Source organism: Paenibacillus sp. J22FR21, assembly GCF_056269135.1.
Genome location: NZ_JBWDNJ010000004.1, coordinates 671022 through 693542 on the forward strand (window position 1 = coordinate 671022; position 22521 = coordinate 693542).

General features: G+C 51.1%; 17 protein-coding genes. 1 reads left to right on the forward strand and 16 read right to left on the reverse strand.

Annotation, left to right across the window (positions count from 1 at the left end; translation table 11 throughout):
* Positions 1 to 89: 89 nt before the first annotated feature.
* From AC0YNS_RS18375 to AC0YNS_RS18450, 16 genes are all read right to left on the reverse strand, one after another.
* A complete protein-coding gene (locus AC0YNS_RS18375) occupies positions 90 to 1478 on the reverse strand; it encodes an ABC transporter substrate-binding protein (protein WP_475782409.1) in 1389 nt (462 codons plus the stop codon).
* Entirely contained in the window at positions 1475 to 3355 is a 1881-nt protein-coding gene (locus AC0YNS_RS18380; RefSeq protein WP_475782410.1) for a cache domain-containing sensor histidine kinase, read from the reverse strand. Before AC0YNS_RS18380 ends, AC0YNS_RS18375 begins: the two co-directional genes overlap by 4 nt.
* A gap of 532 nt (positions 3356 to 3887) precedes the next feature.
* Positions 3888 to 4136, reverse strand: coding sequence for a hypothetical protein (locus tag AC0YNS_RS18385; RefSeq protein ID WP_475782411.1), 249 nt, complete (start codon positions 4134 to 4136; stop codon positions 3888 to 3890).
* A 36-nt stretch (positions 4137 to 4172) separates the two neighbouring features.
* Entirely contained in the window at positions 4173 to 4907 is a 735-nt protein-coding gene (locus tag AC0YNS_RS18390; RefSeq protein ID WP_475782412.1) for a nucleoside phosphorylase, read from the reverse strand.
* Positions 4907 to 5581 (reverse strand): sulfite oxidase-like oxidoreductase, encoded by a 675-nt coding sequence (locus AC0YNS_RS18395; protein ID WP_475782413.1) that lies wholly within the window; start codon positions 5579 to 5581, stop codon positions 4907 to 4909. The genes AC0YNS_RS18390 and AC0YNS_RS18395 overlap by 1 nt, the downstream gene beginning before the upstream one ends.
* 37 nt (positions 5582 to 5618) lie before the next feature.
* Positions 5619 to 6542, reverse strand: a complete 924-nt coding sequence (locus AC0YNS_RS18400; RefSeq protein WP_475782414.1) for an ABC transporter permease — start codon at positions 6540 to 6542, stop codon at positions 5619 to 5621.
* Positions 6526 to 7596 carry an ABC transporter permease gene (locus AC0YNS_RS18405; RefSeq protein ID WP_475782415.1) on the reverse strand — a complete coding sequence of 357 codons (1071 nt, stop codon included), beginning with the start codon at positions 7594 to 7596 and terminating at the stop codon, positions 6526 to 6528. The genes AC0YNS_RS18400 and AC0YNS_RS18405 overlap by 17 nt, the downstream gene beginning before the upstream one ends.
* Complete coding sequence (locus tag AC0YNS_RS18410; RefSeq protein ID WP_475782416.1) at positions 7593 to 9089, reverse strand: ABC transporter ATP-binding protein; 1497 nt, start codon at positions 9087 to 9089, stop codon at positions 7593 to 7595. The genes AC0YNS_RS18405 and AC0YNS_RS18410 overlap by 4 nt, the downstream gene beginning before the upstream one ends.
* A gap of 75 nt (positions 9090 to 9164) precedes the next feature.
* Positions 9165 to 10217 carry a BMP family lipoprotein gene (locus AC0YNS_RS18415; RefSeq protein WP_475782417.1) on the reverse strand — a complete coding sequence of 351 codons (1053 nt, stop codon included), beginning with the start codon at positions 10215 to 10217 and terminating at the stop codon, positions 9165 to 9167.
* Positions 10218 to 10509: 292 nt separating this feature from the next.
* A complete protein-coding gene (locus AC0YNS_RS18420) occupies positions 10510 to 11112 on the reverse strand; it encodes a sigma-70 family RNA polymerase sigma factor (RefSeq protein ID WP_475782418.1) in 603 nt (200 codons plus the stop codon).
* 107 nt (positions 11113 to 11219) lie between these two features.
* Positions 11220 to 13973: a discoidin domain-containing protein gene (locus tag AC0YNS_RS18425; RefSeq protein WP_475782419.1), complete on the reverse strand. Its 2754-nt coding sequence runs from the start codon at positions 13971 to 13973 to the stop codon at positions 11220 to 11222.
* 9 nt (positions 13974 to 13982) lie between these two features.
* Entirely contained in the window at positions 13983 to 15455 is a 1473-nt protein-coding gene (locus tag AC0YNS_RS18430) for an ABC transporter substrate-binding protein (protein ID WP_475782480.1), read from the reverse strand.
* Between the two features lie 130 nt (positions 15456 to 15585).
* Positions 15586 to 16458 carry a carbohydrate ABC transporter permease gene (locus AC0YNS_RS18435; protein WP_475782420.1) on the reverse strand — a complete coding sequence of 291 codons (873 nt, stop codon included), beginning with the start codon at positions 16456 to 16458 and terminating at the stop codon, positions 15586 to 15588.
* Between the two features lies 1 nt (position 16459).
* On the reverse strand, positions 16460 to 17332 hold the full coding sequence (locus AC0YNS_RS18440) for a carbohydrate ABC transporter permease (RefSeq protein ID WP_475782421.1): 873 nt from the start codon (positions 17330 to 17332) through the stop codon (positions 16460 to 16462).
* A gap of 139 nt (positions 17333 to 17471) precedes the next feature.
* The gene (locus AC0YNS_RS18445) at positions 17472 to 18776 is read right to left on the reverse strand and encodes a response regulator transcription factor (protein ID WP_475782422.1); all 1305 of its coding nucleotides are present in this window, start codon (positions 18774 to 18776) and stop codon (positions 17472 to 17474) included.
* A 27-nt stretch (positions 18777 to 18803) separates the two neighbouring features.
* Positions 18804 to 20639, reverse strand: a complete 1836-nt coding sequence (locus tag AC0YNS_RS18450) for a sensor histidine kinase (protein ID WP_475782423.1) — start codon at positions 20637 to 20639, stop codon at positions 18804 to 18806.
* 282 nt (positions 20640 to 20921) lie between these two features.
* On the opposite strand from AC0YNS_RS18450, the gene AC0YNS_RS18455 reads away from it, so the two are divergent.
* Positions 20922 to 21902 carry an aldo/keto reductase gene (locus AC0YNS_RS18455; RefSeq protein WP_475782424.1) on the forward strand — a complete coding sequence of 327 codons (981 nt, stop codon included), beginning with the start codon at positions 20922 to 20924 and terminating at the stop codon, positions 21900 to 21902.
* Positions 21903 to 22521: the final 619 nt, after the last annotated feature.

The window sequence follows — 22521 nt, forward strand, 5'->3', positions numbered from 1 at the left end:
AATGCCCTAATCCCACCATTCCTTTAAGTTATACCCAGTATAGTTAACGAGGGAAAATATTACAATTTATTTATTAAGCGAAACTGCTGCTACTTCTTCTTATCGGCTTCTTCAACAGCTGCGTTATCCGTCGATTGCTCAGTCGACTGCTTCTTATTCGACACTTCTATCCCCAGTACAAGCTTCCTTGCTTCTGCCCATCTCACATTGTAGCTCTGGAAGGATACCTTCAGGTCCGGCGCCGCGACCCACTCCTGGACGTAATCGCCGGACCAGAATGCCATCTGGGCCTTCGCCGAAATATTCAAGAAATCATCGCTTGGCGGCTGCCGTTCGACGAAGATGGGATCAAAGGTTAGAAACTGCCGGATTTGCGGCAGCTGAGACGTCTTCGTCGTATCGACCGGCAGGAAACCGGAATCGTCCACATAACCGGACTCCTTCACGAAGAAGTTCACCCACGCTTCGGCGAGCTCTTTATTTTCGCTGAATTTGCTTACACCAAGAAACCAATCCGGACTAAGCGGCGCATACCGCTCCGCATTGTTATTATACGGGAATGGGAAGAAACCGAGATCCTCGGAGCTTCCTCCTGCTGCAATCACTTGATTGATTACCCAATTGCCCAGGAAATACATGCCCGCATTTCCTTTAGCCACCTCGCCTTTGGACATCTCCCAGTTGTTCGTGAAGAGGTCCTTCTCGACGTAGCCTTTATTAATCAGGGTTTTGACAATTGTAATTGTCTGACCCCATGGATTTTCGTTGGTGAACGGCTGATCAGATGCTGTCATCTGGTTCAAGTAATTCGCATTCCCGGTCATATAACTGACTAAATTCTCACCCCAAGACGACATCGGCCACTGCGCGCCATAGTTCAGATAGATTGGCACGATGCCTAATCGCTTCAGCTTGGCACAAGCGGCATAGAACTCCTCCAGTGTCGCAGGTACCTTCGTAATGCCGGCTCTCAGAAAAGCCGTTTTATTGTACACAATACCATCCGTAGCGGCACCTGTTGCAATCCCATACCGTTCACCGCGATAGGATTTGAAATCGGCAAACCGTGTATGCTCGAAGAGACTATCATTCAGCGGTTCAAAATAATTGATTAAATCCTCATTAGGCAGGTTGTTCGGCAGCAGCAGCACATCTCCCGTGCTCCGCGTCGACAGCCTGACGAGAATATCGCTGGCATAATTGGTCAGACCTTCAAACTCGACATGTGTACCGGGATGCTTCGCTTCAAACTTATCCGCGTACTTCTGAAAGACGCCGTTCTCCACAAGGTCAACCCGATTCGTCAGCATCGTGATTTGTTTCAAACCATCTGTGTTCTCCTCCTTGATACTAGGAGAAGGCGGCGGAGTCTTGTCAGCAGTTTGATGGGATGCACAGCTTGTCAGCATGGAGCTGCCGAGTACAGCAGCTGCCAAGGTGTATTTGATACGTTTGGATGCTAGAACCGGCATCTTCATTCCACTTCTCCTCCCACGACAGGCAGCCGCAGCATCACTTGTGTCCCCATGCCGGGCCGACTCTTCACTTGAATGCCATAGTTTGTACCATAATGCAGCTTAATGCGTTCATTGACATTCCGCAGCCCGATTCCGGTTCGATGCGAATCCGAATAACCGCCTTCAAGCAAAAGCACACCGTTCAAACTACCGTTCAAACGCTCCAGCGTCTTCTCGTCCATCCCAATTCCATCGTCGGTAAGCTGAACGAATACAGCTTGCTCGGTCTTCCATGCCGACGCCTCAATGACCATCTTCGGCTTGTTATCGTCCATACCGTGGTAAATCGCATTTTCTACAATCGGCTGAAGTACGAGCTTAATCAGCGAGTAGCTCATCAGCTCATCAGGTGCATTTACCTTCAGCTCGAAGCGGCCTGGATAACGGTAATTCAGAATGTCCACGTAGTACCGAATATGATTAATCTCGCTGCCGAGAATGACTTCTTCATTGAGATCGCTGATGCTGTAACGCAGCAGCTTCCCGAGAATCGCCAGCATATCCGCTGCATCCGTATCATCATTGAGCTCCGCGGCCATCCGAATCGACTCCAGCGTATTGTACATGAAATGAGGATTGATCTGGCTTTGCAGCGCATGCAGCTCCGCTTCCTTCTTCTTCGTTTCCATCAGGTAAATGTCTCGAATGAGATCATCGATGCGCAGAATCATCCGGTTGAACTGGTTGCCGAGCTGCCCGATTTCATCACGGTGTTTGACTTGGAATTGAACGCTGAAGTCGCCCTCTTGTACTTTTCTCATCAACTTCATCATCTTCCGCAGCGGCTTCGTCAGTGCAAACGAGAAGAAGATCGAGATGAGCAGCGCGATGCCAATCGTTAAGAACGTGAGAATCCACGTCACATTGCGGATGACAGCCGTATTGCGCGTCAGCTCCTTCACCGGGATGGACGTGATCACCTTCCAATCCGTATGCGGAGAAGTGGTGAAGATATAGAGATGCTTCTCACCGTTTTCCTCCAGGTAGAAACTACCTTTCTCCCCTTGCGCCATCTTCACCATCTTCATGTCGCTAATATTCGTAGCCAACAGCTTCTTATCGCTATCGTAGATCACATTGCCGAGTGCATCGAAGATGAACGATTTGCCGTGCGTAACCCCATCGAATTTGACAATTTGGTCTTCAATTACGTTGATGTTGGCATCGACGGCGATTAGGCCGATATCATGCAGCGATTTGTCGATAATTTTGCGAACCACGGTAAAGGCATAACGGGTGCTCTTCAAATTACTTGTATACTTCTGGGTGCTGATCAGCAGCGCTTCCCCTTTGGAATCGGCCGCACGCTCCATCCAGTACTGGTAGCTTTCCTTAATGTTCATGCGGATGCCGCCGGACTTCGTCGAATAGTAACCGTTTCCATATTGATCGAAAATATAGACCGACGTAGCGCCTCGCTTGATCGTATTGATAAACGAAATATTGCCTTCAATGCCGCGCTGAATCGCCAACAGCAAATCAAAATCCATCGGCGGCGCGCCGCTGTTCTCATCCGAGGAATATTGCGCACGCTGCTCATGGTATTTGCCGGATTTGATCAGGTTTTGCTTTATATCATCCTGATAGGCGGGAATGGAAGAAATCCGGCTCATATCGTCGATATAATCATCCACGCGGTCCATCATGTTGCCCAGCATCGTAGTGGAATACGCGATGGTGTTCTGTTCAATCGAATCGGAATAATTGCGAAAGGAAACCGCCCCAATGAACGTCAGCGGCAATGTAATCAGCACCAGGAAAACAAGCAACAGCTTGCGTTCCATCGGCATATCGCTAAATGAGGAGAATAGTTGTGAGAACCGCCTGATGGGATTCATATATGCGCTGACCGCTCCTTCTACTTCACTGCTTGTTGCACCACCTCACTCAATATACCAGAGAGAAGCGGAAGCGGACAAACAGCTCTTTTTAACCGGTTAGTTGAACTGCCAGTTGGCTTGGATTTGGCGGGGGGGTAGTTGGGTACGTTGTCTCGTTCGCAAAAGTGGAGAATGCTGCATTTTGTGCAACATTTCCGAAGGAATTTCGGTCTGTGCAGAGGATTGTTGCGCATTATGCATCATTTTGCCTCTGAACCCGCCAATCTGCGTCTTAGCAGACTACAATGCTGCTTTTTCTGCATGATTTTGTGGTTCGAGGGCAGCTAAGCGGGAAATTTGTTGCCATTTATGCAACAATTTTAATGATCCGAGAGTTGGGTTTCTTACTCGGGGACCTAGCTGGATGGCTTGCTTTGCCTGATCTAATTGGCGCTGCCACGAGATTGCTCTAACGAACCGTGGGGGTCTTATTCAGGGGAAATGGAGTGGAATTGGGCATTTTGAGACCAGATAAGGCCTGTAGGGTTCGTTAGATTTTCAAAACGAGCAATTGGGCTAATATAAGACCTCTGTGGTTCGTTAGCGCCAACGCTCCCCAATGATCCCCCGCGAAACTTACAGTGGGATCATCCGCGATGCCAGCTGATGCGAGCATCCGCGTAGCCAGCTGGCGCGTGCATCCGCGAGGCCTGCTGGCGCGAGCATCCGTGAAGCCTGCTGCGGCGAGCATCATCAGGTCACCACGCGCGACACGCGCGCAGCAAAAAAGCCGTTTCAAAAGTCGCATAGCACACTTTTGAAACGGCTTTACCTACTACTGAGCTTGTCCCGCCAGCATCACAACAGCGCGCAGTGCTGCAGCGATTTCACGCTCGACGGCGTCCGCTACCACGTTCGTGTGCGGGTCGTACACCTCCGCGAGGTCGCTGTCGGCGTAGCCGTCCAGCGCGACGATTGCGCCGGCACGCGCACCGCGAAGCGTCGCGACGACATACAGCGCCGCGATCTCCATCTCCACGGCGAGTGCGCCCGCTTGCTTATACTTGCGGTGCGGAATCTCTTCCACCCCGGTGAAGAAGGCATCCAGCGAAACGGTGATGCCTTTCTTCACGATGCCTTCGCTCTCCTGAGCAGCGGCGTACAGAGCACTGACGACATCGCTGTCACCGACGGCCGGGAAGCCGTCCGGCACGAGCTGGCGAGTCAGTCCCTCTGCACGTACCGCAGCGGTACTGACGATGAGGCTGCCCGCAGGATGGTCAGCCGAATACGAACCGGCCGTGCCCACGCGGATCAGCGTCTTCACGCCTGCGCGGATCAGCTCCTCGAAGCAGACCGCTGCCCCGGCAGAGCCGACGCCATGGCTTGTAACCAAGATACGCACACCATCGATCTCACCGGTGAACGTCCGATATTCACGGCTGAACGCCAACTCTCGCGCATTGTCCAGCTTCTTCGAAATCAGCTCGGCGCGTTTCGGATCCCCGCATACAATCGCGTAATCCGCCGCATCCTCGCTATGAATTTGTAGTATAGGCATTAGTGTCATTAGTCGAAGTCCACATCTTTCCACAGATCTTCCGGTAGACCAAGATCTTCGCCGGAGAAACGCTCCTCGCGGAACGGGTCGGCTACGTTATGGAAGCCGTTGCGCTCCCAGAAGCCCGGGCGGTCTTCCTTCATAAACTCGATGCCCGTAATCCACTTCGCACTCTTCCAGAAGTACAAATGCGGCACAACAAGACGGAGAGGGAAACCATGCTTAGGCGTCAACGGCTCACCGTCGAACAAGAAAGCAAGCAGGATATCATCGCCCATCAAATCCTCAATCGGCACATTCGTCTCATAATCGTTATCCGCATGGATCATCACATAGCGAGCTTCCGGCTTCACGCCGAGCAAAGGCAGCAAATCTTTGAACTTCACGCCTTCCCACGTCGTATCGAACTTCGACCAGCGCGTAACGCAGTGAATATCGCATAGAACCTCAGATTGCTTCATCGCCTTCAACTGCTCCAGCGAGAATTCCATTTCCTTCTCCACTTCACCGAAGATGCGAAGTCTCCAGTCCGGCAGCGAATAATTCGGCACTTCCCCTTCATGCAGGATCGGGAAGCGCTCTGTTAGAGCTTGGCCCGGCGGCAAGCGATGCGCTAGCGTTGCATCTACTTCTACTTGCGTAATCGGTTTCGCTTTCTTCAAGCGTTCTGCTTTATTATTCACTTTATTTTCCCTCCTTGAGCAATACTAGTATATTTCATTAACGGGAGCTTTCATTCGCTTTGCGCGCTTCCGCAAGATAACTCTTATCCTTGAAGAAGAACATCATCACAAGCGTCACGACATACGGCAGCATATTTGTAAAATTGGTCGGCAGCGCCAAGCCCTGCAGCCGAATACTGATCGCATCCATAAATCCGAACAACAAGCTGGATGCGCCAACGCCAATCGGATTCGATTGACCAAGCATCGTCGCGACAAGGGCGATAAACCCGCGGCCCGCCGTCATATTTTCCGTGAACATCGTCACTTGTCCAAGCGACAGCTGGGCGCCGGCCAAGCCGCATAATACACCGCAAATCAACACAGCGCCGTATTGAATGCGTTTGGACTTAATGCCAATGCTGCGCGCGGCAATCGGATTCTCGCCGACAGCCAGCAGCCGGAAGCCGGATACCGTTCTAAACAAGAAATATTGAAACACGAAGACGAGCAGGAATGCAGCATACACAAGCGGCGAATGCCCGGATAAAACATCGCCAAGCCACGGAATATCTTTGATTAGCGGGATATCCCATGCGGGTAAACCTTGCATGTTCTTATCGTAATAAGCACCTTTAACATTGAAGATGGCTCTCAAACTGAATGAGGTTAAGCCCAGAGCCAAGAAATTAAGCGATATCCCGACTATGATGACATTGGCCCTAAGCTGGATGCTTAGATAAGCAAATATCATCGAGAATAACATGACGCAAACGACCGCAAACGCGACAGCCAGCCACACGTTACCCATCAGGTAATTGCCGACGATCGCGAAGAAAGCGCCGAACAGCACAAGCCCTTCCAAGCCTACATTAAACAGTCCGACGCGCGAGCAAATCGCGCCGCCGAGAGCGGCAAGCAGAATGGGCGTCACCATTCGTAGGGCAGAGTTAAACAGTGAAGCATCAAGTAATTGTTCCACCTTGAGCCCTCGCTTTCCTGCGTTTTAAGAAGCCGTAGCTTAATTTAGCCGAGACGAAGAGAATCAGCGTAGCTTGGATAACACTCGCAATCTCAAGCGGAACCTCGGTATTACGTTCTACGCCCATACCGCCGGTTTGCAAGGCTGCCAGCAATAAAGCTGAGAATGCGGTGCCAAGCGGATGCGAGCCTGCGAGCAGCGTCGCCATAATCCCCGACCAAGCATAGCCCGGCGTGGACAGCGATCCATCCAAATAGCGGTACTGCGTACCAAGCACTTCTACTGCACCGGCCAAGCCTGCGAAGCCGCCGCTGGCAATCATGCTGTAGAGCATCAGCTTGCCGCGCTGCACGCCGCCATAAGCGGCGAACAGCGGGTTATTGCCGAGCATGCGCGTTTCATAGCCGCTCACCGTGTATTTCATATACAGATACAGCAGCACTGCACCTAGAATCGCAATAATAAATCCGGCATGAAGACTCATGCCTTGAAACAATTTAGGAAGCCAGACGCTCTGCTCGATCATCTTCGTTTGCGACATTGCCGCCGAGCCGGATGTATCCTTCAGCGGATAAGCTACCAAATAGCCGGCAAACAAGGAAGCAATATAGTTGAGCAGCAGCGTCGTAATTAGCAAATTCATGCGGAATTTCGCATCCATCCATCCGGCAAAAGCAGACCAAATTCCGCCTGCCAGAATACCGGCAACCAGTGCCATGATGAGCCTGTACCAACCGGGACCCGGAACATATAAGGCGATTAATGCCGCGCTAAGTCCCCCAAGGATCATTTGTCCTTCTGCACCAAGGTTGAAGAACCCCGCTCTGAAGGCAAGCGTCGCGCCAAGTCCGACCAAGATAATCGGCGTTGCGCGGGACAGCGTATTCGTTACAAAGTAGAAGCTGCCGAATGCACCTTTCCACATCTCCGCGTAGGTTTCCATAATGGATCCGCCAACAAGCGAGATGGCAATTGCACCAATCAGCAAGCCAAGGATGACAGCAATAACCGGCTGGAAGAGCGAGCCTGCAAATTGGGTGAGTTTACTTTTCAAGCCTGCTTACCTCCTGCCATCAATAAACTAATCCGTTCTTCGGTCGCTTCCTCTGCACGCAGCTCGCCAACGATCCGGCCTTCATTCATGACCAGAATACGATCAGACAGCTTCAGAATTTCCGTCAGCTCCGACGAAACAAGCAGAATTGCGCCTTTCTCATTCCGTTTCTTGATCAGCTCGCCATGAATAATCTCCATCGCCCCAACATCGACGCCGCGCGTTGGTTCAGCCGCAATAAGAAACGGTGTACCTTGTGCCAGCTCTCTGGCTACGATCAGCTTCTGCAGGTTACCACCGGAGAGAAACTGTGCTTTCGTATCCGGCGAACCGGTCTTGATCTCAAACTGCTTAATCCAGCCTTCCACCATGGAACGAATGCTCCGTCCACGCAGCAAGCCGTAACGCTGCTCTCTGCGGGCATGTCCCATCACGCCGTTCTCAACAACGGTCGCATCCTTCGCCGCTCCCCATTGATAGCGGTCCTCCGGAATATGGGCAAGCCCAAGCTCCCGAATCTTCCGCACCGGAGCTCCCGTAATCTCTTTGCCTGCGAGCATCACTTGGCCGCTCCCGATATCTACGAGACCCGCGATCGCCCCGATCAGTTCGGATTGACCATTGCCGGAAATCCCGGCAATACCGACGATCTCGCCGGCTCTGACCGATAGATTGACATCGTTCACAAGCGGCTTCCCTTTATCGCCATTCACCGTAAGCGACTTTACTTCCAGCACTGCCGTGCCCAGATCAGGCGCTGTACGGGTCATCTCAACCAAATCGCGCCCGACCATCAGCCTTGAGATTTGTTCAACGCTTGTATGCTTGGCATCCACAACGCCGGTCACACGACCATCGCGAAGCACCGTAATCCGGTCCGCAACATCCATGATCTCTTGCAGCTTGTGGCTGATGATAATGAAGCTTTTCCCTTGTGCCGCGAGCCGTTTAATCGAAACAAGCAGCTCCTTCACTTCAAGCGGCGTCAGAACGCCAGTCGGTTCATCCAGAATAATAATGTCCGCACCTTGATGAAGCACCTTCAAGATTTCAACACGCTGCTGGACGCCAAGCGAACAAGCCGACGTTTTCTTGCGCGGGTCAACCGGCATGCCATATTGGCGCGACAGCTCTTCCACCTCTGCAATTGCAGCCTTGCGGTTAAATCCGATACCGGAGCTCGGCTCACGTCCGATGACGATGTTCTCGGCTACCGTGAAAGAGGGAAACAGCATGAAATGCTGATGCACCATGCCAATTCCGCTGCGAATGGCATCAGAAGGCGTTGCGAAATGCCGCTCTTCACCGTTAATCTGAATGGAGCCGCTGGTCGGCTTCTCCATGCCGTACAGAATACGCATGAGCGTTGTTTTGCCAGCGCCATTCTCGCCGACGAGCGCATGAATTTCACCTTTGTTCAGCGTAAAATTGATATCGGTATTGGCTTTCACAGGACCGTAAGCCTTCGTAATATTCTCCATGCTAAGCAACATTCGGCCGTTCTTCTCCTCTCATACCGTGTAAATAGGAAGAAACCGGCTGTATGTTCATACAGCCGGCAGGTAACATTATGGGTTCAGCGGGTTCTTAACAACCAGTTTACCGGATACGATATCATCTTTGATTGCTTTTACTTTATCGACGGTTGCTTGTCCGATAAACGGATTCAGAGGAGATTGGCTGTCTCTTGTTACATAAGTAAGACCAACGCCGTCTTCCTTCAAACCGTAATCAACTGCTCCGTAAGCAAAGTTGCCTTCTGCAAAAGATTTAACCGTTTCATATGCAACTGTGTCAGTACCTTTCAGCTGTGCAAGGACAACATGCTCGGGGTCAACGCCGGTGTTGTCGATGTCTTGACCGGAAGTGAAGAAGCCTTTCTCTTTCGCAGCCTCGAACACGCCAAGGTCGCCTACTGCCGATGCGCCTGCGATGAAGTCAGCGCCTTTAGAGAATTGAAGCAATGCAAGCTCTTTCGCTTTCGCCGGATCCGTAAATCCGCCTACATAGTTGATGAGCATTTCAGCATTAGGGTTCGTGTATTTCAAGCCTTGAGCAAAACCTTCTGTATATTTCTTCAGAAGCGGCGCGTCAATTGCAACAACCATGCCGACTTTATTCGTTTTGGTGGAAAGACCTGCAGCTGCGCCCAAGAGGTACGATGCTTCGTACTCACGGAATACAACACTGCGTACATTCGGCAGATCTACTACGGTGTCGATAATCGCGAATGGTTTGTCCGGATTCTCGGCAGCCACTTTCTTCAGTGCATCTTCCGCTTGGAATGTAGCGGTAATGATCATATCGTAGTTCTCTGCAACCGTCGAACGAAGGTTCTGCTCGAATGCGGCAGGGTCAGTCGATTCGATTGTTTTTACTTCTACGTTAAACTCTTTGCCTGCTTTCTTGAAGCCCTCGTCCATTTGTACGAAGAAGGCGTTAACGCCGATTTTCTCTGGAAGAACAAGTGCGACTTTCTTCGTAGGAGCTTGTTCACTTGCATTGCCCGAATTACTCGTGTTCGTTGAGTTATCGGCCGTGTTGTTGTCTTTCTTACCACATGCGACGAACAATGAAGACATTAAAATAAGTACTACAGCAAGCAGAATCCCTTTTTTCATCTGTTTCTCTCCTAGTCTTATGTGTAATCTCTCTCTCAATTGCTCAAATATATCAAAAATCGACAATTTTCGCGCAATCCGTATGGATATTATACCGCTATGTACCAGAATTGGCTATCCATAAATACGACAATCCATTATGTAAATATTGCGTAATCCCGGCTAAAACCAACCATAGTATCCCAGAACTGGAACCCAACTATTCACACTGTCCTTCATCAGACCCGCAACCGGCCGCAATCCGCAAAAAAAGCGTGCGAATGAGCCGTTCCATTCAAACACGCTTTATCGTTTAGAAGAAGCTAAACAACAGCAGAGAATAGATGAGGAGCGTCTTGCCCCAACGTTTCTTCATGAAATCTTTCCCGCGATGAATACGCGACTTCACTGTGTTCACAGGGATATTGTTCGCAATGCTGATATCCTCCATCGACATCTCCAGTACGTAACGCTGATAGACAACGCTTCTATATTTATCCGGCAGCTTATCGATGAGCTCCGCCATCTTCGACGAAAGCTCGCGTTCGATCACTTCTCCTTCCGGAGAGAGCGATGCATGCGCAATGACATCATGGAGAGAGAGCGCTTGATCGGACTGGGCTAAGACAGGCTGGTCCAGCGGCAGCGGCGGGGTTTTGCGGCGACGAAGAAGATCCAGGCAAATGTTCTTCCCGATATGGAAAATCCATGTCGAGAATCGTTTATTCTCATCAAAGCGGTTCAGGTTCAAATACACCTTGAGAAACGTTTCCTGAACGACATCCTCGGTATCACTCTTACTGCGAAGTATTCGATGCGCCATACGGGATAATTTATCCTTGTAGAGCTCGACCAATTTGTTAAAGGCCGTTTCATCGCCTTGCCTCGATAACATCACTAATTGCGCTTCATTCACGGCAATTCTCCTTTGCCACCCGTCATCCGTCTTATCTCTTATTATAACAGGAAAAAGAAGAAACGCATCTGTAAAAGCATGCGTTTTTGTGACGATATCTGACGTTTTCACGGTCCATACACTTCAAATTCAGAAATTTGAGCCGCCGGCCAGCCTGTGTTGCCCTCCACGGTGAGCAACACATAACGAGAGCTCGCTCCATCCAGCACAATTTCAACCGTATTCTCCTTCGCAGGATCAAAGGTGTAGGTGTCTAGCGCTTTGATGACGGTATAGTGCTCACCGTCATCACTGCCTTGCACCGCAATGGACTGATCCCGTGCTGCCCACGCATCAAGCGGCGGCAGCTTCAATACGACTCGCCCAAGCTGCTTCTTGTCGCCGAGATCAACGATTAACGATTGCGGGAATTTGTTCGAGACACTTTCCCAATAGGTGAAAGGGTCGCCGTCTCCTGCCAGCTTTGCAATCAGCTCCGTATTCGTGTTCGTACTCGATTGAAGCTCATGCCCCTGAGCAAGGTTCTCCAGTACCCTCACCTTCTTGAACGGCGAATCCTTTACAGGACTCCCATCATCTGAAGGCGTAATCGCGACATAGGCCGCCATCTTACCGCCCATGTTGGCAATAAAATCTACCATCAGCCACTCCCCTGATTCTGCAACAGGCAATTCGGCGATTTCCGTGCCATCTGCCTCGTAAGCTGCAGCATGGGCATGCTTCCAGCCTTTCATCGGCTTAATCCGCAGCGTTGTATCGGAACCGATCGGCTGATAGACGCGAATTTCCTTGTCCGCACGAATCTCGGCCAAATAATGCTCACCGGGATCAAGCTCGTAACCATTGTATCTCGCATAGCTGCCTGCCCGTACTTTTCCGGACACCGAAGCAATATCGAAACCGCCCGCTGTGAGTGTCGTCTGCTCATCCATCGTATAAGGCTTCTGAGTATCCCAGTTCGCCGTGACGATATGCGTCCCGAAATCCGTCCTCGTCGTGGTGGCATCGACCGCATCATAACGCTGAACGAGTGCATCGGCATAATCTGCAAGCACGTACTTCTGGAATACTCCGATCAGAGTGATCCATGGATTCGTGGTACCGGTATACAAATCGCCGCTTAAGTTGTACCCCATCGCCGCATTCCAGCGGAGCATATCCTTATTATCCGTCATCGTCTCCGCAGCAAGGTCATGCTGATAGAGCAGCACCTTATCGCGCAGCAGCATACTGGCAAGCGGGTAATAATCGGTATAAGAAGCGGTATTCTTCCTATAACCGAGCAAATCCCACAGGTAGTTCGTTCCCATGAATCCAATGCTGTTATCGGATAGCACATCAATGCCGTCTTCGGTATACATGCGATGTTTAGAGGAAGCAAAATACTGCTGAACCCCTTCGAAATAAGCGGACCAAGCATCCGTATCCGCAGGGTGCAACTCACCTGCCGTGAACGGTGCGTTGCGTATTCCCCATTGATCTTCGAAAATGCCATCCACGCCAGCGTCCAGCAGCTTCTGATGTTCCTCTGCAATCCGCTTCGTCACGAACGGGTGGTTCAGATTCATCACATAGCCGCTGTGTTCGCCGTAATCTTCCTTAAGCAGCGTATCATTCGCCTGCTCCACAACGATATCCTCCAGCTTCACGCCATCCGGCAATGCCGCTAATGTCGGAGAATGCACGCCCCACCAGGAGAAGTTCGTATACGGCACAACCTGATTGCCTTTTGCCTGCGCATCTGTAATGAAAGCTTCCAGAGCATCCTCGCCGCCCCACTTCGGATCAGCAGGCAAGAAATCCGGATAATTCTCATCATGACCGCCGGTCTGGAAACCTACGAGATGAAGCATCCCGTTGTATGGCAAAGCATCCACATAGCTGCTCGTCAGCGTGCCCCATTTTTCTTTGCCCAAGGCCGAAATATCCAGCTTCATTAACGGAAGCTCCGCCGTGTGCGCCTTCGCGTTGCCGAGTTTATGATCCAGCGAAGGATAACGGTCAATCCCGCCCAGCGTTCGATAGCTGGCAATCGAGTCGGTATAATCTCCGCCGATTTCAAGCACTACAGTTGGACTTCGCCAGCTCGCTCCTGCTTCCGTCCACACGTTATATTGATGCACGAATGCGCTCTTGCCGGCATCATCCGTTTGGTTCTTGAAGCCAAGCTCTGTCGTCACGACAGGCTTATCACCTCCGACCAAATCATAAAGTGCGACATTGCCGCCTGCCGTGCGCAGCGCCGTATAGGAAGCAAACATAACACCGGGATACTGCCCTTCATAAGCATTGTTATCGGTAAAGAAAGTAGGCTTCAGCTTCACACCAGGCAGCATCGGAAGCAGGCCGTCAACCACCGAATCCGCTGCGAATTTCAACTCATAGGGAAAGCGAAACGATTGCAGGATGTCATTCGTACCGTTCTGCACCTCAGCACGAAGCTGAATGCGGTTGGTCTTATCGAAGGTTGCGGTCACATCCACTGCAAGCTTGCCGCCATAATGCAGCAGCAGCTCTGAACGCCCGCTCCTCCACTCATAGTCAAACTTCGCTGCACCTAAGCTGTTTATCGATGAGTTGTCTTTCAGAAAAGCCCACCACAGCGCTCCTTTGCGGTTGCCTTGCATCACCTTGCTGCCTGTGCTTCGGTCCTTGATATAGGCGATTCCGCCGGCATCCCGCTGAAAACCGATTTCGTAACTGTCATTGGCAAGCACGAGCAAGTTGTCGGTTTCATTAAAGGTTACTGCTTGTGAGGTAAATAGATCTTTTCGGAGGGAGATAAGGGACAGCAGCGCTACCAGAAGTAGCGCTGCTGCGAGGAAGAGTCTTGTTCGGGATTCCGGCTTCAAGACCTGCATCGAACGGACCTATTCAACCTTGATTGTGTTGTAGAACTTTTCTTGCATGTTTTTGGCTGCTGCATCCAGCTCTGCTTTCATGTCTACGTCTTTCTTCGAGAACACTTCTTGCACGACATTCGTCATGGCGGCGTAGTAATCTTGCGTGTTGAACTGTGCTTCCGGTTTACCGTCAAGCAAGCTCATGATTTCCGGGCTGTATTGGTACACGTTATCGTATTTGTCGTAAACTGCTTTTACCTTCTGACCATATTCCGAGTTATCGTTGTAGTACTGGATAACCGGCGGGATGAAGAATTTGTTGTCCGTTTTACGTTGTTTGATGCTTTCTTCAACGGACTCCAAGCCTTTGTCGGAGAAGTAATCGAACGTTGCGTAGTTGAACGCCATTTCTTGCTCTTCTTTGGAAGCATTCGGATTGATAACAAGGAAGTCGCCTCCGAGTACGCCCGTATGCTTGCCGCCTTTCTCTGCTGCAGGCATCGGGTACACGAGAATGTCTTCCGGCTTCATGCCGCCTTGGTTCAGACCTTGGTCAACCGGTCCATCCGGACCTGCGATAACCATAGCCGTTCTGCCCTGTGCGAATGCGCCTACTGCATCGCCCCAGCCAAGTGCGAAGTCCTTCGGAATCGCGCTGGCTTCCCATGCCAGCTTGTGGTAGAACTCAAGCGCTTTAAGACCTGCTTCGGAATTGAAGGCCGCCGTTACTTTGCCGCCGTCAACCGTTTGAATTTCGCCGCCTGCTTCGAACAGGAAGTTAGTCCAGTTCCAGCCTGCTTCATTGCCTTTACCCATTGGCGCGATACCGGAAATCCCTTTCTTCGGTTCCGCAACCGCTTTCGCCGTATTCAGCATATCGTCCCAAGTCCAGTCGAAGGATGGAACCGCAACGCCTTTATCGGTCAGCATTTTCTTATTCACTACTGTGCCCGTTACATAACCTTGCTGCGCAATGCCGTACACTTTGTCGCCGATGATGAATTGATTTTGCAGAATCGGATTCATTTGATCCTTGAACTCATAGTTGTTGAACAGCTCTGTAATGTCCGCTGCCCAGCCGCGCTCTGCAAGGAATTTACCTTCTGTAGCGTAAGTATTGAACAATGTAGGTGCTTCGTTCGCACCCATCTTGATTCCGATCTCGTTCGGGTTGTACTGCCATTCGCTCTTCACGATCTCAACGTTCGGATATTTCTCTGTGAATCGTTTGATTTTGTCGTCCTCAAGCGCTCTCTTCTCCACCAAATCCGGTGTTGGGTAGTAGATGCTGATCGTTACTTTAGCGGCAGGTGTTTCTTCCGCAGCCGTGTTATCGCCTGTGTTAGCCGCTGTATTCGTGTTCGTGCTGGTATTCGATGAGGCCGCGTTGTTCGTCTTGCCGCTGTTCTCGCCGGTGTTGTTGTCGTTCGAGCTTCCGCATGCCGACAGGACGCCTGTCATTAGAAACATGCTTGCCAGAATGAATGAAACCTTACGCATCTTACGCATGTTTTATCCCCTTCTCACGTTTATTTACCTTACACGCTCATCATAATAGAGGCGCAGAGAAAGCAGAATGTGTATTCCTATGTCGATCATGTGCAGGTCTACGATTACGATGTGATCCTTTCTATCCTTTGACGCCGCCCATATGCAGCCCTCGAATAATAAACCGTTGGAAAATGAGGAACACGGCAATCGGCGGCAGCATGACCATGGTCAGCATCGCGAATTTCACGTTCGTATCCAGCCTGCGCACGTTAATGACGTAATTATAGATCGCCGTAGCAAGCGGTCGTTTCTGGTCTGTATGCATCACCAGCGATGGCCAGAACCAGTCGTTCCATGCCGTGGAGAAGACGAAGATGGCAAGTGTCGAGAAGATCGGCACCGACAGCGGAATCGCAATCGATACAAACAATCTGAAGTCCGACGCCCCATCGATGCGACCCGCTTCGAACAGCTCATGGCTGATGCCGTCGAAGAAGTTCTTGAGCAGCAGCAGGAAGAAGGCATTCGCCCCGGCCGGCAGCCAGAACGCTTGGAACGTATTGAGCAAGCCCAAATCCTTCAGGTTGACGAAGTTCGGGATGATGTACGTCGTTGGCGGGATGAACAAGGCCGCAAGGAAGAAGAAGTTAATCGCCCGATTGTACGGGATATTGAGCCTCGACAAGCTAAAGGAAGCCAAGCCGAGCACAAGAATCGTAACGAACATATTACCGCCGAAAATAATCATCGTATTGCGGAAGAAGAGCGGCAGCTGAATATAGTTCCACCCTTTGGAGTACGTATCCGCTTGCCAGGTCTGAGGAATAAAATGCGGCGGGAACGAGTTGACCTCCACATTGGATTTGAAGCTGTTCAGCAGCGTCACTAATATCGGATAAAGCATAGAGCAGACCATCGCTGCAATGACGAGCAGCATGAGGCCATAGACCAGCTTATTGGAAGTCTTCTGCAAATCGTAACGGGATAGTATACCGCGGTCAAAGCTCTTCATCTTAGTTCACCTCTCTGCTGGAAAGTCGGTGCTGAAGGACGGCAAGTCCGCCGAGCACGAGGAACATGAGCACGCCAAGCGCGGATGCCGCACCGTAATCGAGCCTTGTGAAGGCGTATTTGACGATGAGCAGCGCATAGGTCAGCGTTGCGTTGTTCGGTCCGCCGTCCAGCATAGCGAACTGCGACTGGAAGCCTTGAGAGGTAGCGATAAGCTGCAAAATAAGCAGGAGTACGACCAGGTTGCGAATGAAAGGCAGCGTGATATGCCGAATTCGGTTCCATACGCCGGCGCCGTCTATCTCCGCTGCTTCATACAGATCACGCGGAATACTCAGCACCGCTGCGAGATAAATCAGCATCGCAGCACCGAATTGCTGCCAGGTTTCCATGAAGACGAGTGAAATCATCGACCATTTCGTATCGGTCATGAAGGAGACCGGCTCGAAGCCGGCTTGCGTAATGGTTGCGTTGATCGGACCGACCGGATCGTACATCCAGCGCCATAACCCGTACAGAACCACTACCGGAATGACGTTCGGCAGATACGCCGCAACGCGAACGAAGCCTTGAAACCGTTTCAGCTCCGAGATCGCGATCGAGAATACAATCGGGACCCAGAAGCCGATCAATAGGCAGAGCAGCATATAATACAGCGTGTTCTTCACCGCTGTCAATACATCTTGATCATGCAGCACGGTCCGGAAATTATCGAAGCCGACAAACGTATTGCCTTTGACGAAATCGACCTGATAGAAGCTGTAAATAAATCCTTTCACGATCGGCATCCATAAGAACAGAATGAAGATGACGGCTGCCGGTACGACGAACAAATAACCCCAAATATGTTTTTTAAACCGCGCGGACGTTCCCATATGGTCCCCTCTTTCATGTTGTAGCCTTGGAGAAACGGCGACTTCGCTTGGAGGCTCGTCGTTTCTGCTTGCCTACTTTCATTCTAGAGAAGCGGGTCATGGCTGAACATGTGTAGTTCTATGAGGATCATAGGCGATATTACTTCTTCAGCTCCGTTGGGCTGACACCGAAATATTTTTTGAAAATTTTACTGAAATGCTCCGGCGACTCATAGCCTACCCGCTCCGCGATCTCATACCTGCGAAGATCCGTGGTGAGGATCAGCTTCCGGCTCTCTTCCATGCGCAGCTTGATGACGTATTCCCATAAATTATGGCCGATGTTCTTCTTGAACAGATAGCTGAGGTAATTCGGGCTGACATGGTTCTTCTGCGCCACCTCATGAAGCGTAAGCCCCTTCTGAGCATAGTGCTCATCGATATAGCTCTTCGCTTTCTGGGCGATAATGTTGTTCTGCGCATCCAGCTCCTCCACCGTCGGGTCCTGCTTCGGGTCATAACGGCTCCAATTGAAGTCGCCATAATAGAAGACGCTCAGCTCCTTATGGTCGTAGTTCCAGCTGATCGCCTTCTGCGCTTGTTCACCGAGCTCGCTTAAGAATGGAACCCCTCGTAATACTTGGCTGATGCCGATGACACAGCTCATGCCGAGGTATTTCGTAATGTTGAATTGCAAACTGCGACCCAGCATGTCGAGCTGGTTGATCCGCGATGTGCCGCTATCCTCGAAGCGTTTGTCGTCCCACTGAATAATGATGCTGACCTCATCCTCCGGCGAATAGAAGGCGACCGGAAGCCATGCTTGGTCGAGCAGCTCCATCGCAATGTTGAGCGCAGCATATTGCAGAAGCTCCGAGGAACGGCTTAGCTTCACGCGCAGCACGGAGAAATACGGCCCCGTGAGCACGGTGGCATGTTCGCGCTTCAAGAGTTCTGCTGTTGCGAGCGCTTCTGCCTCCTTTGTATCTGTCAGCAGCTTGTTAAGCAGTGCTGTTCGCTTCGGCGAAGGCTGCTCCATGTGGAATTGCTCACGGAAGCCTGCCAGCAGCTCATCCTGTGAAGGGCTTGTTTTGTTCGTGTTCAGCAGTACGTTACGCACCGAGTCGAGGAACTGGTCGCTGTTCAGCGGTTTAATGAGGTAATCCTTTGCACCGAGCCGAATAGCCAGCTGGGCATATTGAAACGTCTCATGGGCGGAGATGATGATCGTCTGCACCCAAGGCTTGATCATTTTGGCTTGATGCATCAGCTCGATTCCGTTCATTTCACCCATCTGAATATCCGTCACGAGCAAATCTATATCTTCCAGCCTCAAATAATCCATCGCCTCGTAGCCGTTATGTGCGACATACAGCTGGGATATGGCCAGACCTGATGACATGAGCAAGCTGCTCAGCCCTTTGCAAATTAACGGTTCGTCGTCTACAACCAATATGGAATACATGTCGTTTCGTTCCCTCCTTGCTCTTGCTTATATAGTAGGACCCGCAGCTGCATCGCCGCTTTCGTCGTGGCTGCGCGGTAGAATAATGACAACGCGCGTTCCCCGTTCTTCCCGCTCTTCATAGCTAATTCCGAAGCTCCGGCCAAAATGAAGCCGAATGCGCTGATCCAAATTCCGAATGCCGTAACCGATGGCCGGATCGCCCTTCTCTTCGTTCAGCAGCCTATGGATCGCTTCGAAGTCTACTTTCTTGTAGCCGTTATCCTCGACGCGGATGATGATTTTGTCATGGTCCAGAAGTGCGCCCGTTATAATAATTTCGCCGTCCTCACCCATGTTGCGAACGCCGTGAATGATGGAATTCTCGATTAGCGGCTGCAAGGTGATTTTCGGAATCAGGTTGTGCAGCAGCTCCTCCGGAATGTTCCAGATGACGTTGAATGTGTATTCATACCTCTTCTGCTGCAGACTGATGTACGCCTTCGCATGCTCCATCTCGTCTTCGAGAGAGATGAGCTCCCGCCCGCGGCTTAAGCTGATCTTCATCAGCTTGGACAGCTCCTTGATCATTTCCGCGGATTCGGAGTTGCCTTCCAGCGTGCTTTTCCAATAAATACTCTCGAGCGTGTTGTACAGGAGATGCGGATTGATCTGTTGATATAACAGTTGGAGTTGGGACTCCTTCTCCTTGATCTCCATCTGGTACTTGTAATGAATCAGCACATTGAGCCGCCGCGCCATGTCATATAAGGAAGAGATGAGTACGCCGACTTCGTCTTTACGCCCTTTTCCCGGTGTCTCAGGTACCCGTTTGCCCGGTTCGTAGGAGCGGACAAAATAGGCCAAACGCTGAAGCGGAGTCATGAGTGAGCGCCAGAAATACATGATGACGATGATACCAAAGATGGTATAGACGATGGAAATAAGCTGGATCACGCGTTTCAGTTCATTTTGCTGCTGGAGCAGGGAATTGACCGGGATCTTATAAATCAGCTTCTGCTGCTGCAGATGATTGTCGTTAATAACGTAGATAAATTCCGGCGTAATGATGTTGCTGATGTTGCCCATGCCGTCCGCCGCACCCAGTTTGATTCCTTCCGCTTCAGTCGGAAGCTGCAGGGTTGTGCCGATTATGCCCGGCGCGGTCGCCGTCAGCACCCGATTCGTGGAATCGGTAAAATAAATCTCGCCGTCGGGCAGCGTCACACTCTGAAACGACTCTCCAATCTTCTTATCCATCTTCGTCGCCACCAATACGCCGATGACGCCATGACCGTTCGAGATGTTGTTGACCGAACGCACGTAGGCCAGCGTTGTCTGCGTCGAGAAGCCGATGTTGTTGCGGATCAGCTTCATATAGCCTTCGCCTTTCTTCTTCACGGCTTCGTCGAACCATTCCGGCTTGTCGCGGTCGGAGAAGAAGTAGACCCCTGTCTGCGTCATGGGGATTTTCGGTGCAAAATAGTAAAAGTCCTCAGGGTCATAAACGTAGAGGCTGTAGTAGACCGCTTCGCCGCCATTCACGCTGATCGAGTAGCCTGCGATGAGCTTATCGAGCTTCGAATACTCCTGCACCCGTTCGAAGACGGACTCCCCCGGTGCCGGAACGAGCTGCTGGGTGAGCGGATTTTGGATGATCGTCGTGGTAATCTTGTTGACGGTGTCGATATCGCGGCTCAAGAGGGCCATATTCTGCTTGTTGAGCTCCACGTAGGCATTGGTCACATGGCGCTTCAGAATGAGCTCCGCCCTCGTGTTTCCATACCATTGCAGCAGTAGAATCGGACTGACCATGATGATAAAAAGTAAAATAATTTGCTGTCTCACGTTCATCCGTGTGAGCGGGTTCGTCATATGGGCCATCGGAACAGTCTCTCCTTCTCGCGTTACTGGTACTATAACAAGTTGCGCTTGGCGCGCGTATGGCTATTTTTATGGATGTTAGGTGCAGATCTATCGGGATTGGCGGGGGCACTCTAGTCGCGCGAGTGGAGTTTAAACATCACCGTACCCCGCTATACTTTTGATTACTATATATACCTTGTATCATTACGTATCAATATTTTCACTACTTTTATTTTGCAAGTAGCTGCATCATAATGAAACAGGAGCTTGACCATTCCATATGAAACTTTGGAGGATGTTATGACACAGAAACTTATTCCGCTACAACGCCGTAATATAAACGCTAGCCAGCTTGTTCTCGGATGCATGAGACTTGGAGGCGACTGGAACGCGAGCAGCCCGATTACAGCTGAGCATTACCGTGAAGGCAACGAAGCGCTCGATGCCGCGCTTGAGATTGGTATCAACATGTTCGACCATGCCGACATTTATACGTCCGGCAAAGCGGAGCGCGTTTTCTCGCAGCTGCTGAAGGAACGTCCTTCGCTTCGCGAAGAGATTATTATTCAGTCCAAATGCGGCATTCGCTTCGGGGATGAGAGTAATCCGCATCGTTTTGATTTCTCGGCCGATTATATTTTGGATAGCGTTGATGGGATATTGGAGCGTTTAGGCACGGAGTATCTCGATATTCTGCTGCTGCACCGTCCTGACCCACTTGTCGAGCCGGAAGATGTCGCCAGTGCGATCCATGCCCTGAAAGCATCCGGCAAAGTCCGCCACTTCGGCGTGTCCAACATGAGTCACGGCCAAATCCGTCTGCTGCAAGCTTACAGCGACGAGCCGTTCATCGTAAACCAGCTCGAAATGAGCCTGCACAAAATCGGCTTCTGCGACACCGCCGTCAGCGTGAACCAAGAAGCATGGCGCAACAACGTGTTCCCGGAAGGTACGATAGAACATAGCCGCCTGGAGAACATTCAATTGCAATCGTGGGGACCGCTCGCGCAAGGCCGCTACTCCGGCGGCTCCTTGGAAGGCCAGAGCGAAAGCGTCGTGCAAACCGCTGCACTGGTAGCCCAGCTTGCCGAGAAGCATAACACGACTAGAGAATCCATCGTGCTCGCATGGCTGATGACGCACCCGGCCGGCATTCAGCCGGTGATCGGCACGATCAACCCGGAGCGCATCCGCGCCTGCCGGGATGCGGCGACCCTTCGCCTCTCGCGCGAAGACTGGTACCGCCTGTACGTCGCTTCGCGCGGCGTGAATTTGCCTTAAGGAGTTAATTAGCCCGAGAGGAACTGCGCCGCATGATCGTGTGCGGCCCGGTTGCTCTCGGGCTTTTTTGTGTCGGTGGTGGAGATTGCGGGAGATGGGGCTGGGGGCGGAATAGCCGCTTACAGCGAGGATAATTGGCGACTTTGTGCCACGTTTGGTGGGTTTGCGGAACTTTAAGCGGAATAGCCGCTTACGATGATAGGGATGGGTTAGAATGAGTCAGGCTGGTAAAAGTCAAACCTGTGAGTCGGATTTTGCGACTCTCAGCTCTCTATTAAGCGATTTTCAATACTGAGAGACGTATATCGCGACTCTCTGTATATTTTCTCACGCCTACCGGAGCTGAGAATTCGATTTCCCTACTCTCAGCGTCCCGCGAGCCGAGTTCGGCCAATCACCTATCACGCGGCTCGAAAATGACGTGTATGGAGTACAACACATTCGCTGTTTGCTAGTCTCAAATGAAGTATGACGTGTACTGCCTACAACTCATCCGTTTCTTTCTAGCAAATATAGCTAGTTAACCTTATTTCAAATGTATTTTTTTCATGTAAAGTACCTATTTTCTCGGAAGGCTCCGGTTTATCGTGTAGTTTGTACAACTCAAAGAGTACGCCCA

Coding starts and splice junctions, on each gene's coding strand:
- AC0YNS_RS18440 (WP_475782421.1), bottom strand. CDS start 17,332: ATGGGAACGTCCGCGCGGTTTAAAAAACATATTTGGGGTTATTTGTTC.
- AC0YNS_RS18455 (WP_475782424.1), top strand. CDS start 20,922: ATGACACAGAAACTTATTCCGCTACAACGCCGTAATATAAACGCTAGC.
- AC0YNS_RS18380 (WP_475782410.1), bottom strand. CDS start 3,355: ATGAATCCCATCAGGCGGTTCTCACAACTATTCTCCTCATTTAGCGAT.
- AC0YNS_RS18375 (WP_475782409.1), bottom strand. CDS start 1,478: ATGAAGATGCCGGTTCTAGCATCCAAACGTATCAAATACACCTTGGCA.
- AC0YNS_RS18430 (WP_475782480.1), bottom strand. CDS start 15,455: ATGCGTAAGGTTTCATTCATTCTGGCAAGCATGTTTCTAATGACAGGC.
- AC0YNS_RS18435 (WP_475782420.1), bottom strand. CDS start 16,458: ATGAAGAGCTTTGACCGCGGTATACTATCCCGTTACGATTTGCAGAAG.
- AC0YNS_RS18390 (WP_475782412.1), bottom strand. CDS start 4,907: ATGACACTAATGCCTATACTACAAATTCATAGCGAGGATGCGGCGGAT.
- AC0YNS_RS18445 (WP_475782422.1), bottom strand. CDS start 18,776: ATGTATTCCATATTGGTTGTAGACGACGAACCGTTAATTTGCAAAGGG.
- AC0YNS_RS18425 (WP_475782419.1), bottom strand. CDS start 13,973: ATGCAGGTCTTGAAGCCGGAATCCCGAACAAGACTCTTCCTCGCAGCA.
- AC0YNS_RS18410 (WP_475782416.1), bottom strand. CDS start 9,089: ATGTTGCTTAGCATGGAGAATATTACGAAGGCTTACGGTCCTGTGAAA.
- AC0YNS_RS18415 (WP_475782417.1), bottom strand. CDS start 10,217: ATGAAAAAAGGGATTCTGCTTGCTGTAGTACTTATTTTAATGTCTTCA.
- AC0YNS_RS18450 (WP_475782423.1), bottom strand. CDS start 20,639: ATGGCCCATATGACGAACCCGCTCACACGGATGAACGTGAGACAGCAA.